This is a genomic window from Pandoraea pnomenusa (assembly GCF_040391475.1).
Taxonomy (GTDB): Bacteria; Pseudomonadota; Gammaproteobacteria; order Burkholderiales; family Burkholderiaceae; genus Pandoraea; species Pandoraea pnomenusa_C.
In genome coordinates this window covers 20,135-40,018 of sequence record NZ_JBEBXS010000016.1, presented here as the reverse complement: position 1 = coordinate 40,018, position 19,884 = coordinate 20,135, and the positions used below count along the sequence as shown (strand labels likewise).

The 19,884-nt window shown below is 65.6% G+C and carries 22 protein-coding genes; 9 read left to right on the top strand and 13 right to left on the bottom strand.

The features are described 5' to 3' along the window. Positions 1–23: 23 nt before the first annotated feature. Positions 24–644, top strand: a complete 621-nt coding sequence (locus ABWO90_RS17200) for an NAD(P)-dependent oxidoreductase (protein ID WP_353192445.1) — start codon at positions 24–26, stop codon at positions 642–644. 50 nt (positions 645–694) lie between these two features. On the opposite strand, the gene alkB is transcribed toward ABWO90_RS17200, so the two are convergent. From alkB to ABWO90_RS17175, 5 genes are all read right to left on the bottom strand, one after another. After that, the gene (gene alkB / locus ABWO90_RS17195; RefSeq protein WP_353192444.1) at positions 695–1,348 is read right to left on the bottom strand and encodes a DNA oxidative demethylase AlkB; all 654 of its coding nucleotides are present in this window, start codon (positions 1,346–1,348) and stop codon (positions 695–697) included. Then, positions 1,345–2,133, bottom strand: a complete 789-nt coding sequence (locus tag ABWO90_RS17190) for a 2OG-Fe(II) oxygenase (protein WP_353192443.1) — start codon at positions 2,131–2,133, stop codon at positions 1,345–1,347. Before ABWO90_RS17190 ends, alkB begins: the two co-directional genes overlap by 4 nt. Further along, positions 2,073–3,275 carry a bifunctional DNA-binding transcriptional regulator/O6-methylguanine-DNA methyltransferase Ada gene (gene ada, locus ABWO90_RS17185; RefSeq protein ID WP_353192442.1) on the bottom strand — a complete coding sequence of 401 codons (1,203 nt, stop codon included), beginning with the start codon at positions 3,273–3,275 and terminating at the stop codon, positions 2,073–2,075. Before ada ends, ABWO90_RS17190 begins: the two co-directional genes overlap by 61 nt. A gap of 119 nt (positions 3,276–3,394) precedes the next feature. After that, positions 3,395–4,384, bottom strand: coding sequence for a CopD family protein (locus ABWO90_RS17180; protein ID WP_353192441.1), 990 nt, complete (start codon positions 4,382–4,384; stop codon positions 3,395–3,397). Beyond that, positions 4,384–4,803, bottom strand: coding sequence for a copper resistance protein CopC (locus ABWO90_RS17175; RefSeq protein WP_353192440.1), 420 nt, complete (start codon positions 4,801–4,803; stop codon positions 4,384–4,386). Before ABWO90_RS17175 ends, ABWO90_RS17180 begins: the two co-directional genes overlap by 1 nt. Positions 4,804–5,242: 439 nt before the next feature. Here ABWO90_RS17175 and ABWO90_RS17170 point away from each other — a divergent pair, with 439 nt between their 5' ends. Next, positions 5,243–6,493 (top strand): GTP-binding protein, encoded by a 1,251-nt coding sequence (locus ABWO90_RS17170; RefSeq protein ID WP_353192439.1) that lies wholly within the window; start codon positions 5,243–5,245, stop codon positions 6,491–6,493. Beyond that, complete coding sequence (locus ABWO90_RS17165) at positions 6,490–6,984, top strand: 6-carboxytetrahydropterin synthase (protein ID WP_353192438.1); 495 nt, start codon at positions 6,490–6,492, stop codon at positions 6,982–6,984. Before ABWO90_RS17170 ends, ABWO90_RS17165 begins: the two co-directional genes overlap by 4 nt. 178 nt (positions 6,985–7,162) lie before the next feature. On the opposite strand, the gene ABWO90_RS17160 is transcribed toward ABWO90_RS17165, so the two are convergent. Further along, on the bottom strand, positions 7,163–7,882 hold the full coding sequence (locus tag ABWO90_RS17160) for a pirin family protein (RefSeq protein ID WP_353192437.1): 720 nt from the start codon (positions 7,880–7,882) through the stop codon (positions 7,163–7,165). A gap of 370 nt (positions 7,883–8,252) precedes the next feature. Here ABWO90_RS17160 and ABWO90_RS17155 point away from each other — a divergent pair, with 370 nt between their 5' ends. Both ABWO90_RS17155 and ABWO90_RS17150 read left to right on the top strand, forming a co-directional pair. Beyond that, positions 8,253–9,122: a PhzF family phenazine biosynthesis protein gene (locus ABWO90_RS17155; RefSeq protein ID WP_353192436.1), complete on the top strand. Its 870-nt coding sequence runs from the start codon at positions 8,253–8,255 to the stop codon at positions 9,120–9,122. A gap of 33 nt (positions 9,123–9,155) precedes the next feature. Next, positions 9,156–9,737, top strand: a complete 582-nt coding sequence (locus ABWO90_RS17150) for an IMPACT family protein (protein ID WP_353192435.1) — start codon at positions 9,156–9,158, stop codon at positions 9,735–9,737. A gap of 18 nt (positions 9,738–9,755) precedes the next feature. Here the strand turns inward: ABWO90_RS17150 and ABWO90_RS17145 are convergent, their stop codons facing one another. The 7 genes from ABWO90_RS17145 to ABWO90_RS17115 form a co-directional block, all read right to left on the bottom strand. Then, complete coding sequence (locus ABWO90_RS17145; protein ID WP_353192508.1) at positions 9,756–10,211, bottom strand: cupredoxin domain-containing protein; 456 nt, start codon at positions 10,209–10,211, stop codon at positions 9,756–9,758. 140 nt (positions 10,212–10,351) lie between these two features. Continuing rightward, positions 10,352–11,707, bottom strand: a complete 1,356-nt coding sequence (locus ABWO90_RS17140; protein WP_353192434.1) for a multicopper oxidase family protein — start codon at positions 11,705–11,707, stop codon at positions 10,352–10,354. Further along, on the bottom strand, positions 11,704–13,251 hold the full coding sequence (locus ABWO90_RS17135) for a TolC family protein (RefSeq protein ID WP_353192433.1): 1,548 nt from the start codon (positions 13,249–13,251) through the stop codon (positions 11,704–11,706). Before ABWO90_RS17135 ends, ABWO90_RS17140 begins: the two co-directional genes overlap by 4 nt. Further along, positions 13,248–13,457 (bottom strand): hypothetical protein, encoded by a 210-nt coding sequence (locus ABWO90_RS17130; RefSeq protein ID WP_353192432.1) that lies wholly within the window; start codon positions 13,455–13,457, stop codon positions 13,248–13,250. Before ABWO90_RS17130 ends, ABWO90_RS17135 begins: the two co-directional genes overlap by 4 nt. A gap of 503 nt (positions 13,458–13,960) precedes the next feature. Then, on the bottom strand, positions 13,961–14,476 hold the full coding sequence (locus ABWO90_RS17125) for a hypothetical protein (RefSeq protein ID WP_353192431.1): 516 nt from the start codon (positions 14,474–14,476) through the stop codon (positions 13,961–13,963). A 59-nt stretch (positions 14,477–14,535) separates the two neighbouring features. After that, positions 14,536–14,940, bottom strand: coding sequence for a hypothetical protein (locus ABWO90_RS17120; RefSeq protein ID WP_353192430.1), 405 nt, complete (start codon positions 14,938–14,940; stop codon positions 14,536–14,538). A 181-nt stretch (positions 14,941–15,121) separates the two neighbouring features. Beyond that, positions 15,122–15,568 carry a hypothetical protein gene (locus ABWO90_RS17115; RefSeq protein ID WP_353192429.1) on the bottom strand — a complete coding sequence of 149 codons (447 nt, stop codon included), beginning with the start codon at positions 15,566–15,568 and terminating at the stop codon, positions 15,122–15,124. A 639-nt stretch (positions 15,569–16,207) separates the two neighbouring features. Between ABWO90_RS17115 and ABWO90_RS17110 the strand changes: the two genes are divergently transcribed. The 4 genes from ABWO90_RS17110 to ABWO90_RS17095 all read left to right on the top strand — a co-directional run bounded on the left by ABWO90_RS17110 (position 16,208) and on the right by ABWO90_RS17095 (position 19,809). Further along, positions 16,208–16,726 carry a hypothetical protein gene (locus ABWO90_RS17110; protein WP_353192428.1) on the top strand — a complete coding sequence of 173 codons (519 nt, stop codon included), beginning with the start codon at positions 16,208–16,210 and terminating at the stop codon, positions 16,724–16,726. Between the two features lie 220 nt (positions 16,727–16,946). Next, positions 16,947–17,228, top strand: coding sequence for a hypothetical protein (locus tag ABWO90_RS17105; RefSeq protein ID WP_353192427.1), 282 nt, complete (start codon positions 16,947–16,949; stop codon positions 17,226–17,228). Between the two features lie 465 nt (positions 17,229–17,693). Beyond that, positions 17,694–18,734: a porin gene (locus ABWO90_RS17100; protein ID WP_502922642.1), complete on the top strand. Its 1,041-nt coding sequence runs from the start codon at positions 17,694–17,696 to the stop codon at positions 18,732–18,734. Positions 18,735–18,960: 226 nt separating this feature from the next. After that, a complete protein-coding gene (locus tag ABWO90_RS17095; protein ID WP_353192426.1) occupies positions 18,961–19,809 on the top strand; it encodes a 3-hydroxybutyryl-CoA dehydrogenase in 849 nt (282 codons plus the stop codon). Positions 19,810–19,884 lie beyond the last annotated feature (75 nt).

The window sequence follows — 19,884 nt, the reverse complement described above, 5'->3', positions numbered from 1 at the left end:
CCCTCACCCCCAGGAGTCTCCCGATGAAAGTCGCCTTGATTGGTATTACCGGCCGTGTGGGCAAGCGCGTTGCCGAAGAACTGCTCGCCCGCAAACACACTGTGACGGGTATTGCGCGCAATCCCGAGAACGTCGAGCCCGAGCAGGGACTCACCGTCGTCGAGGGCAACGCGGCCGATCCGGCATCGCTCGCGCCGCTGCTCGCCGATCACGACGCCGTGATCAGCGCCGGTCGCTTCGTCACGATGGATGCCGCCAAGCTGATTGAAGCCGTGAAGCGCGCAGGCGTGCCGCGTCTGCTCGTCGTGGGGGGGGCGGGAAGTCTGGAAATCGCGCCGGGCAAGGCACTCATCGACACGCCGGATTTCCCCGAGGCATACAAGCCGGAAGCGGGCGCCGGACGCGTGTTCCTGCAAGTGCTGCGCGCCGAGCCGAAGGATTCGTTGCTGAACTGGACGTTCCTGTCGCCCTCGGCGCTGTTCGAACCGGGTGAACGCACGGGCAAGTTCCGCCTCGGCGGCGACGCTCTGCTCGTCGACGCCAACGGCAAGAGCTGGATCTCGATGGAAGACTACGCCATCGCGCTCGTCGACGAACTCGAGAAGAACGCCCACCCGCGTGCGCGTTTCACCGTCGGCTATTGAGTCACACGCATGGCAGGCCGCACGCGTCGACGTGCCGCAGTTGCGGCGCGTCAGCGGGCCTGCCGGAAGGTGAGGTTGTAACGCACCGCTTGCGCGTCGAAGCTGCCTTCGACGCTCGCAATGCCGTGGTAGACAAGACGTGAGGGCCCACCCCACACGACCACGTCGCCCGGTTCCAGACGCACGCGTCGCGTGCGATCGCTGCGCTGCAGGCCGCCCCACAGGAACGTCGCGGGCAGGCCCAGCGAAACGGAGACGATCGGCGCACCCAGTTCGCGCTCGTCGCGGTCCTGATGCAACGTGAGGCGCGCATCGAGCGTGTAGCGATTGATCAGGCAGGCATCGGGGTGAAAGTCAGGATAGCCCGCCGCTTCGGAGGCATCGCGCGCCAGCGCGGCAAACGACGCCGGCATCGACGGCCATCGCTGCTTCGACAGCGGATCGTGCGTGCCATAGCGATAGCCCTGCCGATCGCTGATCCATCCCACCTCGCCACAATTCGTCATCGCGACCGACATGCGCTTGCCGCCCGGCGTCAACCAGTGACGCAGCGGTGCTTGCGCGATCACGGCGTCGATGTCGCCCTGCAGCGTGTCGAGCCGCGAGCGGGCGAAACCGCGCAGTACGAACGCCCCGGGACCGAGTTCGTCGGCGTGTGGCGAGGCATTGTCGTCGGGTGCGGTGCCGAAGAGATCGAATGTCATGTTGCGTCGTGCAGGATTACGCCCAGCGTGTGCCGATGGCCGCTGCGCACACGACTGACACCGTGGCGCATGTTCACGCGGTACACACCGCGCGTGCCGTTCACCGGCCGGTGATGCACGGCGAAAACGACCGCGTCGCCGCGCATGAGCGGCACGACTTCCGCGCGCGACTGCATGCGCGGGCGCTGCTCGGTCAGCACAAACTCGCCGCCGCTGAAGTCTTCGCCGGGCTGCGAGAGCAGGATGGCCACCTGCAACGGGAAGACGTGTTCCCCGTAGAGATCTTGATGCAGACAATTGTAGTCGCCCGCCCGGTATTGCAGCAGCAACGGCGTGGGGCGGCGCTGCCCGGCGGCATGGCACTGCGCGAGATAGGCACGATGCGTTGGCGGAAAGCGTGTCTCGATGCCCATCGCCGCGTGCCAGCGATGCGCAATGTCGCGCAACGGCGCATAGAACGCTTCGCGCAATTCGGCGACGAGCGGCGGCAACGGATAGGCGAAGTATTGGTACTCGCCCAGACCGAAACCATGACGCGCCATCACGACCCGGCTGCGAAAGCGCGGCGACGTTGGCGTCACGCTCATGCGGTCGTTCGTCCCGCCGTACATATCGCGCAGGGTCGCGCATTCGTCGGCGTCGAGCAGTTGCGCAATGCGCGCCGCGCCGAAGTGATTCAGTTCCGCTTCCAGCGAGGCCCAGTCGAGTGCCTGTACGCGGTCGCTCACAGCTTCACCTTGTCGGCCGGGTCGTCGCGGAGATGACGTCCATCGCGTCCATCGCATTCCCCGCGCTCCTGTGCGAGCAAGGCGCGCTTGCGCTCCACCCCCCAGCGGTAGCCCGACAGGGCGCCGTCGTTACGCACGATCCGGTGGCACGGAATCGCCACGGCCAGCTTGTTGGACGCACACGCCTGTGCGACCGCGCGCACGGCACGCGGCGCGCCAATGCGCTCGGCAATCTGCGCGTAGCTCGCCGTCTCGCCCGCCGGCACTTCGCGCAACGCTTGCCAGACGCGTTGCTGGAATGCCGTGCCGCGTACGTCGAGTGGCAACGACAACCCGATGCCCGGTGACTCGACGAAGCCGACGACCTGCGCGACCCAGCGCTCGAATTCCGCGTCCGCGCCGACCAGTTCCGCTTTCGGGAACCGGTCTTGCAGATCGCGCAGGAGCGCGTCGGGATCGTCGCCCAGCGAGATCGCGCACAAGCCGCGCGACGTGGCGGCCACCAGCAAGGCGCCCAGCGAACATTGCGCCACGGCGAAGCGGATCGACTCGGCCTTGCCTCCGGCACGGAACGCGGTGGGCTTCATGCCGAGCAAGGCGTCGGCGCTCGCGTAGAAGCGGCCGTTGGAGTTGAAGCCCGCGTCGTAGAACGCCGAGGTGACGCTCCCCGCCGCGGGCAACGCGTCGCGTACGCGCTCGGCGCGGCGACCGTTGGCGTAAGCGCGCGGCGTGACGCCCGTCACTGCGCGGAACAGGCGATGGAAGTAATGCGGACTCAAGCCGGCTTCTGCGGCGAGCGTGTCGAGCGTCGGCGGCGTCTCGGCAGCTTCGATACGACGGCAGGCCGCCGTGATCAGCGCCGCGTGACGCGCGTCGAGTGCGCCCTGATCGGGCTTGCAGCGCTTGCATGGACGAAAGCCGGCGCGCTCGGCCGAGGCCATGTCCGCATGGAAGGCCACGTTTTCGCGCCGCGCGAGCCGCGCGCCGCACGACGGTCGGCAGAACACGCCGGTCGTGCGAACCGAGTAGAAGAATTCGCCATCCGCCTGCTTGTCGCGTGCGACTACGGCCGCCCATTTGGCGTCGTCGGTCGCGTAGCGATGCTTCGCCCGCGCCGTGGGGGCGTCGGAGGTATCGGCAACCGGACGCGCCCGGCGTTGGGAAAGCGGAGATTTGGCGGTCATTTGATGGGTACGCATCACGGAGTTCTCCCGATGACTGAAGTGTTGCCTTCAGTGTAGGGAGCCGGGGGTGATGCTGCGCTCCGTTTCTTGCTGTCGAATTCGTCGGGCCGTGGCCACGTTCCGAGGCAACACGCTTACACGCCCGGCGGCATGGTCGTGCCGAGCTTCGCCGCCAGGCTCATCACCATCACCAGCACGAGTGCTTCGACGGCGACCACGCGTGCAAAGGCCGTGGTGTCGAGCGGCGTCTCGCTCGCGTCGAGTGCCAGACGCGGCAGGAAATGCCAGCGATTCCAGGCGCCCAGCGCGGCGGCACAGGCGACGAGCACGAGTTTCGTCATCAGCCACGCGACATACGGCGCATTCTGATCCGCAAACCACAGCGATGGCGTTTCACCCAGCGTGCGCCACGCGTTGAAGCCGCCCGTCACGAGCGCCACGAACATCGCGAGCGTGGCCACCGACGACAACCGTTCGCCGTAGGCGGCGCGCGCGCCCACGGGCCAATGACGCCAGCCCGGAATCACGCAGCCGGCCACGAGCAGCGCGCCGGTCCACGACGCGGCTGCCGCCACATGCAGCGTATGAACGCCGATGGCGAGCCACGGGAGTGACGCGTCTGCAGCATGTCCGGTGCCTGCGCGCGCCAGCGCCAGCACCACTGCGCCGAGCGCGTAAAGCGAGCGCGCGAGGCGTTCCTGCTGATGCTCGCGACGATGATGCCGATCGCGCGGATCGTCGGCGATGGGCAATTCCGAGCGTAGTCGGCGACGGGCGTCGTACCAGGCCCAGGCACCTGCGCACAACAAGGCCGCGCCGAGCCCGGCGACCCACTGCATGTGACCGAAGTGCGTTTGCGTGAGTACGAGCCACACATCGCCGAACATGGCGGATGTGCTGTCCCAGTCACCGCCCGTCATCGCTTCGGTACTCGCCATCACATACGCGACCCACGCGAGCGCGGCGAGGCCGGCCGCGAAGCCCGGCAACACGCGCAGGGTGAGGCCGCGCCGCACCGCGTGCGGACTGCGCAGCAGGAGCACGCCTGCGGCCAGTGCCAGCGCGAGATTGAGCAAACCCGCCGTGGCGGGTTGCCAGGTGCCGGCGGCCAGTTCCGCCGCCATTACTTCACAGTGAACTTGATGCTGCCTTGCGTGCGATGACCGTCGCTCGCCACGGCCACCCAGTTCGCCTGATAGTCACCGGCGGCGAGCGATGGCAACGTGAGCGTGAGCGTCTTGCGCGCGGCATCGAGTTCGGGCTTGGCTTGCGTCACCGGCTTGCCCTGCGCGTCGACGACGGTCAATTTCGACAGCGCCCCTTCAAGCGCCGAGTCGAACGTCACACGCACGGACGTCGGCGCTTCGACGGTGGCTTGCGCGGCGGGTGTACTCGACACCACGTGCGCGTGCGCCCACGCACCTTGAGAGAGACCTGTCAGGCCGATGGCCGCAGCGAGCGTGAGGCCCTGCGTCACGCGACGCAGCAGGGGGCTCGTGCGCGGGGTGCGTCGGGCGTGGATGGCGGTCTTGGAAGTCGGCATATCGAGCTCTATGCGGTATCGAAAAGTCGGAACGAAAAATCCGGAAAGCGGTGATGTCCGGCGAGCCGTGGCGGGCGCGACATTGCGGGGGCCGCCGGTCGACGCCGGGACCGCAAACTGGGGGCCGGTGTTGGGTTGAGACTACGCGATCTGCGCCGCTCAAGCAGTATCGCAGACCTTGCAGACCGGCGCAGCCGCCCGCCCATTCCGGCCCGAAAAGTCTTGTGGGCACAACGCGACACAGTGATCGAACCCGGCAAAGTGACCGAACGGACCTTCTCGCTGTGACTTGCGCAACGTCGTTGTTTTGCAACTCAGTTGCAAAATCGTGTGAGTCACCGTATCATCGCGCCATATTTGCAACTTAGTTGCATTAAGTGGGTTGCGGAACGTTGGCTACGGACGGTGCAAATCCACGCACTCACAGGACTCTGCTGCCATGACCCACACCATCCATCCTTCCGGCGACGCCGATCGCCGTCTTCCCGTCACCGTGCTTTCCGGCTTTCTCGGCGCGGGCAAGACCACGCTGCTGAACCATGTGCTGTGCAACCGCGAGGGCTTGCGCGTGGCCGTGCTCGTGAACGACATGAGCGAGGTCAACATCGATGCCTCGTTCGTGGAACGCGGCGCGGCCAACGCCGGGGCGGCGCTCTCGCGCACGGAAGAGCGTCTTGTGGAGATGAGCAACGGATGCATCTGCTGCACGCTCCGTGAGGATTTGCTGATTGCCGTGCGCGAACTGGCGCAGGACGGACGCTTCGACTATCTGCTGATCGAATCGACGGGGATTGCCGAGCCGATGCCCGTGGCGGCCACTTTCGAGTTTCGCGACGAGGCGGGGCAATCGCTCGCCGACGTCGCTCGCCTGGACACGATGGTGACGGTCGTCGACGCGCTGCACGTGCTCGACGACTTCCACGGATTCGACACGCTCGCCCAACGCGGCGAGGTGGCGGGTGAAGAGGACGAGCGTCGTCTTGCCGAATTGCTGACCGAGCAGATCGAGTTCGCCGACGTGGTGATCGTGAGCAAGGTGGATTGTGTCGATGCGGCGCAGCTCGACGCCGTGAAGGCGCTCATTACGGGCCTGAACCCATCGGCGCGCATCGTGTTGGGCGCGCGTGGCGAGGTGCCGCTGGGCGACGTGCTGGGCACGGGCCGATTCGATCCGGAGCGCGCCGGGCAGATGGCCGGATGGGCGCAGGCGCTCGCGGGCGAACACGATTCCGAAGCGGACACGTATGGCGTCACGAGCTTTGTGCTGCGTCGGCGCGAGCCGCTGCATCCGGGGCGGTTCGCCGCCTTCATGTCGATGCCGTTCGACGGGCTCATGCGCGCGAAGGGTTATGTCTGGTCCGCCAGCCGTCCGGCGTGGGCGCTGGCCTACTCGCGCGCAGGCAACACCGCAACGCTGGAGCCCGTGGGGCAATGGTGGGCGGCGGCCGATCCGGAGCAATGGCCGCCCGAGGGAGATCCGCAACGCGAGGCCATCGAAGCGAACTGGGAAGCACCGTGGGGCGACCGCATCAACGAGGTGGTCTTCATCGGGCGCGACATGGATCGCAACGCCGTTGAAAAAGCCTTCGATGCATGCCGTCTGAATGTGGTCGAGCTTTCGCAGGGCGACGCCGCCTGGCGCGCCGACGAGCACGCGCTGCCGCTGGAAATGGAGAGCGAAGACGCATGAGTGGTGCGCGAGCGGCCAAGGTGCCGCGCAATCGCGACGACGGCGGGCGCGCGTCCGCATCCGCAACCGGGCGCGGCAAACCGATGTGTGCCGTCACGATGAGGCACGCGCAGTTCACGCTCTCGCGCAGCTTCGTATTTGAAGCCGCCCATACGTTGAACCGACGAGACATCGATCCCCCGAGCATGGACGCGAGCCGCCGCATTCACGGCCACAGCTATCGCGCGACGGTCGAGGTGACGGGAAGCTTGTCAGGGGCGTCCGGCATGGTGCTCGATCTCGCCTGTCTCGACGCCGAGCTTGCGTGCGTGCGCGAGCGGCTCGACCATCGACTGCTCGACGACGTTGCCGGTCTCGGCCCTGCCACGCTGGAGAATCTCTGCGCCTTCATCTGGCGCGCACTGGCACCGCATCTGGCGGGGCTGTCGCGCGTGAGCGTGAGCCGCGACGCGCGCGGCGACGCATGTTCGCTCACCATGCGCGACGCCTGAACCGCGCGCCGTCATCGGTATCTCCGATCGATCGAACCATTCATGAGACGAAATAACGCGGCCGGCACCATGAGGTACCGGCCGCGCGAGCACCGAGGGAAGGCGGTGCCCAGGGAGCGACGCACGCCAGGGAAGCGAGCGTACGCCGCGCCTTCCGATCACGCCCGTCGGCAACGCCTTAGAAATCGGGCGTTTCCACCGGACGCAGGTCGAACACGAGCACTTCGGCGTCGCTGCCGTTCGTGAGCGTAAGCGTCGTTTCGTCGCGTACCCGCACGCCGTCGCCCTCACCGAGCGCAACACCGTTGAGCGTCACGCTGCCGCGTGCGACATGCACGTAGGCGTAACGGTTCGGGGCGAGCGTCAGCGTGTCCGATTCGTCGCCGTCGAACAGCCCGGCGTACACGCGTGCATCCTGATGGATATGCAGCGAGTTGTCGCTGCCATCCGGCGAGATGATCTTGCGCAGACGGCCGCGCTTTTCTTCCGCCGTGAAACGTTGTTGCTGATACTCCGGTGCGATGCCGGCCTGATTCGGCACGATCCAGATTTGCAGGAAGTGCACCGGCGAGGTCGGCGAGTGGTTGAACTCACTGTGCGCCACGCCGCGTCCGGCACTCATCAACTGGACGTCACCCGGTTCGATGACCGAGCCCGTGCCCATCGTGTCCTTGTGCTCGAGCGCGCCTTCCAGCACGTACGAAAAGATTTCCATGTCGCGGTGCGGGTGCTTGCCGAAACCCTGGGCCGGGGCCACGCGGTCGTCGTTGATCACCAGCAGATCGGAAAAGCCGACTTGCTTCGGATCGTAATAGTTGGCGAACGAGAACGTATGGCGCGAATTGAGCCAACCATGGTTGGCAACGCCTCGGTCTGCAGCTTTTCTGATGTCCAGCATGATGGGCTCCTGTGTCTTCATCGTTTCGTTGGGAGGCTTTGTGTGCCTCGATGAATGACATTTTAGAGTCCTGACGGAGAACTACAATCCACTTGAATTGTGAATAATTGTCGCCTGTTATGTGACAATTGCACTGACCGAAAACCGGCGTCGGTGCTCGCGCAGGGGCAGACGATTCTTATCGCGAGGGCGGACGAAACGCCGAAATGGCCGTGGCGGTGGGCGTTCGGGCGTGTGATGTGCGAGACTACGAGCCTTCTTTCGCAAGGCAGACCGGCCAGCCAGCGTGGGGTTTCGACGCGGTCGGCCCCGGTTCGCCAGATGCGGAGGCCGCAATATTGTCCGACTCACCCCATACCGGAGATTCGCCATGAGCCGTACCTATGCATTTCGTATCGTCAATGTGTTCGCCGAAACCACGTTCGGCGGCAACCCGCTGTGCGTTTTCGAAGATGGCCGCGGCCTGAGCGATGACGAAATGCTGGCGTTGGCGCGTCAGTTCAATCTGTCCGAGACGACGTTCATGCTGCCGTCCGACACGGCCGATGCGCACGTGCGCATTTTCACGCCGGGCTACGAGATGCGTTTCGCCGGGCACCCGACGCTGGGCACGGCGCATGTGCTGCGCGCGCTGCGAGGGACGGGCGACAACGTGACGCTGCAGTTCGCGGCCGGGCTCGTGCCTGTGGCGGCGAAGGGCGATCACTGGACGCTCACGGCACCGTCGTCGGGGGAGCCGAAAATCGAGAAGGCGAGCGAGGCGGACGCCGACATCGCGGCGTTGGTGCGCCTCGGTCGCGACGACCTCGCACAGTCGCCGCAATGGGTCGACACGGGCGCCGATCAGTTGCTGATTCCGCTGCGCAATGCCGAGGCGGTGGCGCGTGCGCAGCCTGACAGCGCGCGTCTGGAGCGTTGGCCGCTCTCGAGCCTGGAGCGCAAGACCGGCTACGTGTTCTCGATCGACAGCGAAAAGGGCGGCGAACTGGAAGTGACCGCGCGGTACTTCTTCACCACGCAGGGCGGTGGCGTCAGCGAGGACCCGGGCACGGGCTCGGCCTGTGCGAACCTTGGTGGCTGGCTGATCGGTCAGGGTTACCCGCTGCCGGTGCGTGCTCGCGTCTCGCAAGGCGACGCCATCGAGCGCCCGTGCCGGTTGACGCTCGAAGTCACGGCGGATCGTCAGATTCGCGTGGGCGGCAACGTCATCGAACTCGCTCGCGGCGAGGTCCGCCTGTAAGGCGGCAGAGTCAAGGCAGGGGAAGACAGCCGTATGTACGCTTTGGCAGCACCGGTCGAGACCGAGCTGGATATCAGGAAGAGCCGGTTTATCGGCATCGTCATGCCCATCACGTCGCGCGAGGCCGCCATGCGCGAACTCGACGCGCTGCGCGTGCGTTATCCGAACGCCACGCACTACTGCTGGGTGTTGTTGTGCGAGGGGGCGTCGGGCTTCGACGACGACGGCGAGCCGGGTGGCACGGCCGCCAAGCCGATGTACAACGTGCTCATGCACAAAGGGTTGGCGAACGTGTTTGCCGTGGTCGTGCGCTATTACGGGGGCATCAAACTCGGGGCGGGCGGATTGACGCGCGCCTATGGGCAAGCGGTGAGCGAGGCCCTCAAGCTGGCCACGCTCACCGCCGTCGAACCGATGGCGGAACTGCGCTATCGCTGCACCTTCGCCCACGAGGCCACGCTGCGCCGGTTGGCGCAGCGTCACGCCGCCGAAGTGCTCGACGTGGCATACGGCGATGCCGTCACGCTAAGCCTGCGGCTCAAGGAATGCGACGTGGCGGCATTCGAAGCCGATGCCACCGAGGCGCTCAGCGGCGGACTCGAACGCTGCGAGTAACGCGTGCGAACCGAGCGATCAACGCACGTTGATCACGCCACGCATGCCGGCCTCGAAGTGCCCCGGCTCAAGGCACGCAAAGTCCACCGTGCCCGGCTGCGTGAAGTGCCAAACGAGGGTCTTGCGCTGACCGGGATCGACGGTGACCGCATTCGGCTCCGCATGCATCATGCCCGGCATCTGCTGCATCATCTTCGCGTGCTCCGCCAGCGACGCTGCGGTCCCCAGCGTCATCTCGTGACGCACCTTGCCGTTGTTGGTCACGACAAAACGCACCGTGTCGCCACGACGCACCGTGAGCGTAGCGGGCGAGAAGCGCATCGTGTCGCGCATGTCGACGTCCACCGTGCGCGTGGCCTGCGCGTCGTCGCCGGGTTCGCCGATGGCTGCCGCTGCCGCGTCGCCGTGCCCATGCTGAGCGTGCTGCATGTGCATGGCGTGTGGGTCGTCGGCGAACGCCGGGGTTGCCAGCATTGCGGCGACGGCACCCAGGGCGAACGTCGCCCGGCGTGCACGACGCGCGGCATGGGCGGCGCGTGCCGCGTGCGCCGATTCAGCGCCGTGAGCGATCTCGGACAGACGGGCAGTAAACGAACGGCTGAAGAACGAACGCATCATGATTTGACTCCGGTTTTGCCTGCCTTGTCCTGTTGAGTGGGCTGACGGTGGGAAGAGGGTAACGCGGAACTGCTGCCTTGCCACTCGCGCGCGACCGAGCCGCGTGGCGCGCGATACCAGCCGGGATCGCGATAGCTGCCGCGCGGCAGATCGGGCCGCACCTTCAACGTGGTGAACATGCCGCCCATTTCGATAGGGCCGTACGGGCCGGTGCCGGTCATCATCGGGAGCGTGTTTTCCGGCAGTGGCATTTCCATGCCATTCATCGAGCCGCCGGTCTCGCCCATCGCCATATAGTCGGGAATGATGCGCGAAATTTTGGCGGCGATCTCCCGCTGATTCACGCCGAGCATGGTCGGCACGTCGTGACCCATCGGGTTCATGGTGTGATGCGACTTGTGGCAGTGGAACGCCCAGTCGCCGGGCTCCGTGGAGTCGAATTCGATCGCGCGCATCTGCCCGACCGCAATGTCCGTCGTGACTTCCGGCCATCTCGCGCCGGGCGGCACCCAGCCGCCATCGGTGCCCGTCACGCTGAACTCGTGGCCGTGCAGATGGATCGGGTGGTTCGTCATCGTCAGGTTGCCAATGCGAATGCGCACGCGCTCGCCCTGACGCGCCACCAACGGATCGATGCCGGGGAACGCTCGACTGTTCCACGTCCAGAGATTGAAGTCGGTCATCTCGTTTACGCGCGGCGTGCGCGTGCCGGGATCGATGGCATAGGCGTTGATGAGGAACACATAGTCGCGATCGACCGGCATGAACGACGGGTCTTTCGGATGCGTGACCCAGAAGCCCATGAGGCCCATCGCCATCTGCATCATCTCGTCGGCATGCGGGTGGTACATGAACGTGCCGGCGCGTTTGGCTTCGAACTCGTAGACGTACGTCTGTCCCGGGGCGATGGCGCGTTGGTTGAGGCCCGCGACACCGTCCATGCCGTTGGGCAGGCGCTGGCCGTGCCAGTGCACGCTCGTGGCCTCGGGCAATCGATTCGTCACGTAAAGACGCACGCGATCACCCTCGACGACTTCAATGGTCGGCCCGGGACTCTGTCCGTTGTAACCCCACAGATTCGCCTGCATGCCGGGGGCGATCTCACGCACCACCGGCTCGGCGATCAGATGGAACTCCTTCACGCCATTGCGCATTCGCCACGGCAGGGTCCAGCCGTTGAGCGTGGCGACTGGGCGATACGGGCGTCCGGTCGGCGGGATGTGGGGGTTGGCGGTGCTCGCGTCGCTGCGCGTTGCCGCGTCGGGCAAGGCAGCGAGGCTGGTGCGTTCGACGGCTGCCGCGCCCATGACGGCGAAGCTGGCGTCGCGCAGGAATCGTCGGCGCGAAGTCATGCGCCACCTCCATGTGCGTGGGATGGTGAAGGTTGCGGCGTGGGCGGGGATGTGGTCGCCGGCGCGGGCGGCGAGAGCGAACTCGCGGCGGCGACGGGTGTGGCGGCAACAGGTGCGCCCGGTTCGCCGCCGCCGAGGCTTTCGCGCAAGGCGGCGTCGGCCAGCCAGTAGTCGGCTGTCGCGTCGATGTACGCGAGCACCGTGTCGCGTTGGTCGCGGGCGTCGGTCAGCAGGTCGAACACGCTGGCGAGCATGCCGTTGTAGCGCAGCAGCCATTCGTCGGACACCCGCTGGCGCATCGGCAGAATCGTCGCGCGATAGTGCTGCGCGATGTCCCACGCGGCGAGCGTCTGGGCGCGACGGGTGCGAACGTCGGCACGCGCCGCGACGGCCGTGTCGGCGAGACGATCGAGACTCTGGCGGTACCGGGCTTCGGCGCCGGCCACACGCGCGCTGCCCCAGTCGAAGAGCGGGACCTCCAGCGAAATCTCGTACCCGCGCTCGTTCGGTGAGCCCGTGGCACTGTTGTCGCGATACGCCGTGTCGAGCACATTGACCAAACGCGTTACGCGTGTGAGACCGAGGTCGCTCGATGTGCTCTCCAGCCCCGCGCGCGCGGCACGAATGTCGGCACGATCGCGCATGGCTTGCGCTTCGGCATCGGGCCACGACGGACGCGTGCGCGGCAGTTCGGGCAGACGCGTCGGTAACGTGAAGGTCAGCTGCTGCCCCCACAGTCCCATTTGTCGCGCCAGTTGTTCGCGCGCAGTGTTCGCCTGCTCACGGGCTTTCGCAAGGCGCGCCGCCGTGTCGGCATAGACGAGGTTTTCCTGCGTGCGCCGCATGGCGCTGAAGTTGCCCGCCCGCGCCATGCCGTCGGCCAGTTCGCTGGCGGCCTGCGTGGCAAGCCCCGTCTGTTCGAGGATCTGCACGCGCTGCCGTGCGGCGACGGCGTCGATCCGGGCGCGCCGCGTGGCGGTTGCCTGCTCGACTACCGCCTGTGTCACCTGCGCCTGCACCTGCGCGAAGCGACGCGCTTCGATCCGCGACGCGAGCGGCAGCGTGAGCACGCGAACGAAGTCGATGCCCCATGTGCGCTCGATGCCGATGTCGCCACCGCCCTGCACGCGCTGGAACGAGAAGCGCGGATTCGGCAATCGTCCGGCTTGCACGAGCGAGGCTTCGGCGATGCCCAGCTCTGCATAGGTCGCTTGCAGGCCGCGATGATTGAGCAGCGTGAGCCGCACCGCCGAGTCGATGTCGAGTGGCTGCGCGAGCAGGTTGTCGCGTTCTTTCGCAAGCGCTTGCGTCGTGGCGTCGTCACGCGCCCAGACGACAGGTTTGCCCAAACGCTGCTGTGTCGCATCGGCGATGGGGCCAAAGCCGCCGTCGTCGCTGAAGGTCGCGCAGCCGGATAAGGTCAGCGTAGCGAGTACGGCGATGACGAGTGGCGACTTTCGCCGTGAGTCCGGTACGGATGCAATGCGACGTTTCGGGATTGGCCCGGCTGCGAGCGAGGCGAGGGACAGGGAGGCTGTCGTCATTTCGAAGCCCCCGGCATTTGATGTCCGGCGTGCGGGTTCGCTACGCTGCCCGGTGCCGGCGTGGGCGGCATGGCATGCCCCATCGCGGCGCTTGCCGTTGCTTCCTGCCCGGACGTCGACGCGGCGCCGTGAGTCGCGTGCTGATTGGCGGCCGCGGGCGTGGGCGCGCCGGCATGCCCGGCCATCGCGTGTGCATCGTGTGACATGCCGTCCATTCCATGCATGGCGGAAACGTTGGCGTTCACCTGCCGCCAGTCGCTTGTGGCCACGGAAAGCGCTGGCCGGGAGAAGTCGTGCAATACCGCTGCAGGCAGCGGGCCCGCGGGGGCATCCGGGGAAGCCGGATCTGTGACAGGTGGCGTTGTCGCTGCGCTTTCACTGCTCAGGACAGGCGTTGACCACGCGCCCATGAGCCATAGCGCGACGGGCACGGTCCACGCGTGCCGTCGTAGAGAAGAAAACATCGTCGAAAGTCTCGTCTGTCTGGTGACGCCGGGGCTTCCGGCGTCACGCGTTCATCTGACGGGCAGACCTGCGGCACATGCCGAGCGGCGAACGAACGCCGGTCGCGCAGCGGTGCGCAAAGTCAGTCCAATGGGGAACGGAGACGGTGAGGCGTCAGACAAGGCCGGCGCGCATCGAGCATTGGCACGCGTTGCCACTTGTCATTGCGGGTTGCCGGGAGGGTCACCGGTCTGACGCGAAACCGTCAGGCGGCGAGTGCTTTCGGCGGGCGTTCGGGCACGGCCACGTCGGCGCTGCTGGCCGAGGTGCGCAGGAACGGAATGAAGACGGACGGCTGCGCGCCGGGAAGGCGCACGGCCAGGCTTGTCGGCAGCGCGGTGCAGACCGCGCAGGCGGCGCAAGCAGAGCAGCTCGCGTGGTGGTTGTACGTGTCGTTTGCGCTAGCATGCGACGATGCACCGTCCGGCGAAGCCGTCGCGTGAGACATCGTGTGCGCCGCATGGGAAGGCATGTTGCCCGACGATGCCTCGCCGTGTTGAGCGGCTCCCGTTCGGCTGTGATCGTCTGAGGACATCACTGCCTGATGCGCGACGTGCATGCGCATCGAAGACGGATCGCTGGCCCGTGTAGTGAGCGAGGGTGCCGAGACCGCCGACGTCGATGTTCCCGGTGTGCAATGCATGCGCAATGCGGCCACGGCCTGCAACGGCAGGGTGACGCACAACAGCCACAGCACGAGGAGTTTTCGCCAGCGAATCATGCCGCGCAGTCTAGCATCGCCGGACAGACGCTCGCAAATTCACCTGCGCGGCCGTGACCTCAATGCTCGAACAGATGGAACGCCTCGAAGTGGGTGCGCCGTCGCGAGAGTGCGACGAGGTTGACGATACACACCCCCGCGACCAGCGCGAAGAGCGATGCCGACACTTCGAACGTGTCGCTCGCCAGCAGCGAAATGACGGCGGCCGCGACCATGAGCGTGAGCAGCAACCGATGCAGCCACGCGGCGAGCCGCAGATGCCGCTCGGATTGTGCGACGAGCACCACGAGCGAGACATAGAAGGGGGCCGCGAGCAGCGCCAGCAGGCAAAGCGCGAGCAGCACGCCAAGCACACTGGTGAGCAGCGCGTGCCCGTCGGCGGCGCTCGACTGCACGCCGACAACCGTGGCCGCTGCGAGGTAGAGCAGCATCAAACCGTCCAGAACGATCGCGAATCGGTTCATGACATCTCTCCGGCAAATGGGAGCGGAGGTGACACCGCCCCGCCAGCGGCGGCGGGGTCCGGTACAGCAAAACTCTCAGAGGAAGGTTCCGGCATCCGGCGCCGGGGCGACCGGCGGCAGGCCAGACTAGCCGCGCAAAGCGATATTCCTGTGACAGCGGCCAGCGATTGGCGTGCCGACGTCAGCGGGATGGCTCGGGGGCAGCCGATGGGCGTGGACGACCGTCGCTCCCGGACGCCGCCGGAGACGACATCCCCAGCCAGACCGCGGCGGCTTCGACGACGGCAGCCGAGGGCGCCGCCTGCACCCGGTAGATCGACACGTTACCGCTGTCGTCCACGCAGAACAGGTCGCGTTCGAGGTCCGACACAACGTCGAGATGCTGCTGGAGCCGGTAGAAGCCCAGCGGTGTGAGGTCCTGCACGAGCGCCGCGAGCGTTTCGGGGTAGAGGTAGACACGCCGCGGCCAATGGCCGTGACGGAAACGGAAGGTGCCGATCGCGCCAAGCACATGCGCGAGCGTGCCGCCGTGACCGCGAACGGATTCGATCAACTGCAACGGTGCATGCGCCGTGCCGACGTCGGAGACATCGGCGCGCAGACCATCGGGAGGTGTCGGGTATCCCATGACTCACCCCGCATGACACACGGTAACGCAGGCGCGCAACGACGCGCGCACTGATGAGGGCGTACAGATATCCACAGACGCTCCGTTGACTTCCCGAAGGTGCGTGCCCGATCCGTATTGGTCTTGTGATTTGATAGTTGCAGAGCAATGACGCGGGCGAAATCCGCACTTTCGCTTAATCCGTCGGCATGAGGGCCTTGCACAATACGGGAGATCGCTTGTCGAGCGGGCGCAATTCGAACGCCCAATGAAAACCGGCGGCCTAGCCGCCGGTTGAGGCCCCATCAGGGCATCGCCAGCCGCGTGTACCGGCGCGGCATGGTAAGGGCCAAGGAGACTTGGCACCGAGGGGCATTGCCGTGATGCATCGAACCACCATCGGTTCCCGGCCTCGCCCGTGCAGTTTCACTGCCATTTCAGTATAGGTCGCCCGCGTTCGTGAGGGATCGGCTTTTCGGATGAGCGGCGCGCACGCATCGCCTGGCGAACTATCGCGCGGACACGCACTCGAATTGGCGCACGATTTCCCTTGTGACTGTGGTTTCGTCCGCGTCGACTTTGCGTTCTAATGGCATGCATCATGGATCTTCCGGCATGCACGACGCAGCACGCTGCCGCACCCGGGCAAACATTCCAATAATGGCAACGAATTTTCGACAACGATGGGCCCTGCTGGCTTGCCTGTTCGCAGCGCAGTCGGCCTTCGCCGCCGACCAGTGCGAGGGCATCCTCATGCTGGCCAAGAGCGCGCAGAACGGTTTTGAAGACATCACCGGCCCGCTGGCCGCCAAGAACGACCGTGGCGAAAGCTATCAGGCCACCTACTCGATGCCGGGTGGGGACTGCAAGGTGTTCCGCGCGACGGGTCTTGCCCCCACCTACGAGTGCATCTGGGATTACCAGAAGATCTCGGCAATGGAGTTGCGCACGCAGGCGCAGAACTTCGCCACGCAGGTGTCGCGTTGCACGCGCGGCGTCACGACCATGCGAACGACGACGACGAACCCTGCCGGACTGCCTGCGGAGTGGCAAAGCGCGAGCAAGAAGTTTGCGCGACCAGTGAACTTCACCGTCACGGCACAAGACCTCGTGTCGCCGCGCGGCGAACGTGTGCGCGAGATCTCGCTCTCCGTCGAGAAGCAGGTCGCCGAGAAGTAAGTCGGCGAGACGTTCGTGGGCACGTCGGCACCCCGAGCGGAAGCCGTTACAAACGGTTGCAGTCCACGCCACGCGTTAACACTTTTTCGGTCGACGCTCATTCGGCTGACCCGGTACAGTCATTCTTGAGGCGTATGGCGCACTTGCAACCCGCAGGTGCCGGCAACGTCTCGTGCGAACCGGCCCCACCTTCGGGCCGGATGCTGCGGCTGAACCCCAAATGCGTGCCCGACTTCGTTACTGTCTCCTGCTGATGCTCGTATGCGCCTGCCCTGCCTGGGCCGACGGCGGGCGCGGACGCGACGTACTCGATGTCAACAAGGCGTCGTTGCGTGAAGACATCAGCCGGTTCAGCGCCGATCGCGGCCGCGGTCAGGCGGCCTATCCGAACTGGGCCGCCCCGGCGGAGCCGCGCGAGCGTCAGTACACCCCGCAGGGCGAACCACGCGGTCCGCGCGGTAATGGCGGTGGCGGTGGTGGAGGCGGTCACCGGGGCCGCTGATCTTCCGACGTTTCACCCACTGGCGGCGAATGCCCACGCTGCGCGCTTCGCTCCTCTGCCTCGTACCTTCCCATGACTCCCGTTGCACCGAATGTTGCACATGTGCAACATCGGATGCGCTCGTCTGCCGTGATCGACCGTGCTCGATCGCGCCCGTTCATCTGCCAAGATTCCCGCATGTCAGCGCGAATGTGAGTGTTTGCTAACCTGCTGACATAAGGGATATATCGATCTCGTTATACCGGGATTAATTGTGGCGCGGGTGTTCGGCCGATTTTTGTCTCCCCACCATTTCCCAGCCATCTCGTGTGGCAGATTTTTCCGTGCGGTTCCGGCCTTTCTGCGCATGCGGGGGCTGTGCGAGAATCACGGCCGTTTATCAGGGAGGCGCTTCTCAAAGGGCGCCAGCAGGTCCCGCGCAAGGCGGGAACAGGCACACAAAATACATAAACCAAGGAGAAGTCAATGAAGCGGAGCATGGCCAAGGGCATCGGCGGGGCAATCGTATTGGGCGCGTGCATGAGCGCACCGGCATTCGCACAATCGAACGTCACGCTGTACGGCCAGGTCGACGCCTGGGTGGGCGCAGTCAAGAACCCGGGGGGCGATCGTGCCTGGACGCAGGGCGGCGGCGGCATGTCGACGTCGTACTGGGGCATGAAGGGTAACGAAGACCTCGGCGGCGGCCTGAAGGCTGTGTTCGTGCTGGAAGACTTCTTCCGTCCGCAGACCGGTCAGTACGGCCGTTTCCAGGGCGATACGATGTTCTCGCGCAACGCCTACGTCGGCCTGCAGTCGGACACCGCCGGTACGGTCACGATGGGCCGTCTGACCACGTCGTACTTCGTCTCGACGATCCTGTTCAACCCGTTCGTCGATTCGTACACCTTCAGCCCGATGGTGTTCCATACGTTCATCGGTCAGGCCGGCCAGGGTATCGTGGGCGACTCCGGCTGGAGCAACGCCGTGATGTACACCACGCCGAACTTCAAGGGATTGTCGGGCAGCGTGTCGTACGCCTTCGGCAACAAGGCGGGTGAGACCGGTCAGAACAAGTGGAGCGCCTCGGCGCTGTACTTCAACGGCCCGTTCGCCGCCACGGTCGCTTATCAGCAAGTGAAGTTCGATTCGCAACCCGACGACATGGCCGGCATGGCAGGCTTCCGTAGCCAGCAAGCCGTGCAATTGGGCGCCACGTATGACCTGAAGGTCGTGAAACTGTTCGGCCAGTACCAATACATCCGTAACAACATCACCGGTGGCGGTGTTTCGGAGAACGGCGGCCAGCTCGGCGTGTCGGTGCCGCTGGGCAACGGCCAGGTGCTCGCGTCGTACGCTTACACGAAGAGCTCGGGCACGACCAACGTCAACCGCAAGACGTGGGCGCTGGGCTACGACTACAACCTGTCGAAGCGCACCGACATCTACGCCGCGTACATGAACGACAAGGTGAGCACGCTCTCGGGCGGCGACACCTTCGGCGGCGGCGTTCGCATGAAGTTCTGATGGTCTGAGGCGCGCGCGACATCGCGCGCGCCGGTCGCCATCCCGAAGGGGCAGACGCGGTTTTCCGCTGCGTCTGCCCCTTTGCTTTTTCCCCGTCGTCACGGCTGCCGAGCCGTTCCGCACAGCGGTTTCCCGTGTCACGGATCCGGCGCGTCCGCGCTATGATTTGTGCACCGCGCAAGACGGTATTTTCGCCACCAATTCGCATAACCGGAGCAGAGACGACATGACGATTCAACACGTAGGCATCATTGGCGCTGGCACGATGGGCAACGGCATTGCACAGGCATGCGCCGTGGCCGGTTTGCCGGTGACGATGGTCGACATCAGCGACGCCGCCGTGCAAAAAGGCGTGGCGACGATTGCCGGCAGCCTCGATCGCCTGATCAAGAAAGACAAGCTGACGGCCGCCGACAAGGACGCCGCACTTGCGCGCATCACGACCTCGACCGATTACGCCGCACTGGCGCAGGCCGACATCCTGATCGAAGCCGCGACCGAGAACTTCGACCTGAAGGTGAAGATTCTCAAGCAACTCGACGGCGTCGCGAAGGAAGGCGCCATCATTGCGTCGAACACGTCGTCGATCTCGATCACGAAGCTCGCCGCCGTGATTGCCAAACCCGAGCAGTTCATCGGCATGCACTTCTTCAATCCCGTGCCGCTCATGGCGCTGGTCGAAATCATTCGCGGCCTGCAAACGGGCGACGAGACGCACGCGCGTGTCGATGCGCTGGCTCGCCAGCTCGGCAAGTCGCCGATCACGGTGAAGAATGCGCCGGGCTTCGTCGTCAACCGCATTCTCGTGCCGATGATCAATGAGGCGTTCTTCGTGCTCGCGGAAAATCTCGCGTCACCCGAAGAGATCGACGAAGGCATGAAGCTCGGCTGCAACCATCCGATCGGTCCGCTCGCACTGGCCGACATGATCGGTCTGGACGTCTGCCTGTCGGTGATGAACGTCTACTACGAAGAATTCGCCGATTCGAAGTATCGTCCGTGCCCGTTGCTCAAGGAGATGGTCGCTGCCGGCTATCTGGGGCGCAAGACGGGACGTGGTGTCTACACGTACTGATAGGGCAGTGCGCTGCGGCAACTGACGTGTGGCCTTCTCCAGCCATGACCGCGGCCGCAGCTGTTTTTCAAATGC